General features: G+C 39.8%; 1 protein-coding gene and 1 pseudogene. One reads left to right on the plus strand and one right to left on the minus strand.

What is annotated here, in order from left to right; all coding sequences use genetic code 11:
* Position 1 precedes the first annotated feature (1 nt).
* Complete coding sequence (locus OZD66_RS05100) at positions 2 to 175, minus strand: hypothetical protein (RefSeq protein ID WP_275022421.1); 174 nt, start codon at positions 173 to 175, stop codon at positions 2 to 4.
* 48 nt (positions 176 to 223) lie between these two features.
* Here OZD66_RS05100 and OZD66_RS05105 point away from each other — a divergent pair.
* Positions 224 to 805 (plus strand): annotated as a pseudogene (locus OZD66_RS05105) (phage major capsid protein); the annotation flags it as partial.
* Positions 806 to 887: the final 82 nt, after the last annotated feature.

The raw sequence follows: 887 nt of genomic DNA on the forward strand, positions 1-887 counted from the left end.
GCTATTTTATAATGAATTTTGTCAGTAGCCACCAGATTTTTTCAGTTGCTATGCAACAAAGCCATCCCAGTGTCAAGCACTGGGATGACAAGAAAGGGAGCACTGGAATGACATCGTTTACTATGTACCATATTGCAATATTCGTACAACTGTGGGAAACATCTATGGATGCCATTCCTATTACCTTATTTCCATTTTTATTTCATTTTCAAAGGAGGCTATTATGTCACTTACCGATATCGCTCACCGTATCAATGAACTCGCTTCATCATGGGAGCAATTTAAATTAATAAATAATCGCAAACTAAAAGAAATTGAAAGCAAAGGGCGTGCTGATTCTGCAACAATTGAGCAGCTATGCAAGGTAAATAATGCCATTGATAGTTGCAAAGAGCGTTTAGACTTGATCGAAACTGCAGCTCAACGCCCAGAAGTAAATACAGATTTTAGCACAAGCGATAAATATTTTTCTGATTATATCCGCAAGGGAATGGAAAGCGGTTTATCACACAAAACCCTCAGTGGAGATGACAGTGATATCGGGGGGTATCTAGTTACTCCGCATATTGTAAAACGCATAAACAAGCGCGTAACTGATTCGTCCCCAATGCGACAAATATGCTCCAGTCAAAGAATCTCTACTGAAACATTGGATTACATTATAGAAGATTTTGACCGCGCCGGTGCAGGTTGGAGCAGTGAAACAGTAGATGATGAGGACGGTGGCAATAAGTCTAAGTATGATTTTGCAAAAGATACGGACACGCCCAAAATCCAAAAGATTTCCGTCACAACTTACGAGTTATAGCATTTCTCATAATAGTCCGAACAGGTCATAGGAAGGCAGAATCAACAGCACGACGAAAGGATTCGAATAGAGGAATGTT

The organism is Wolbachia endosymbiont of Drosophila baimaii (assembly GCF_028982185.1).
Classification (GTDB): Bacteria; Pseudomonadota; Alphaproteobacteria; order Rickettsiales; family Anaplasmataceae; genus Wolbachia; species Wolbachia pipientis.

Coding starts and splice junctions, on each gene's coding strand:
- OZD66_RS05100 (WP_275022421.1), bottom strand. CDS start 175: ATGGCATCCATAGATGTTTCCCACAGTTGTACGAATATTGCAATATGG.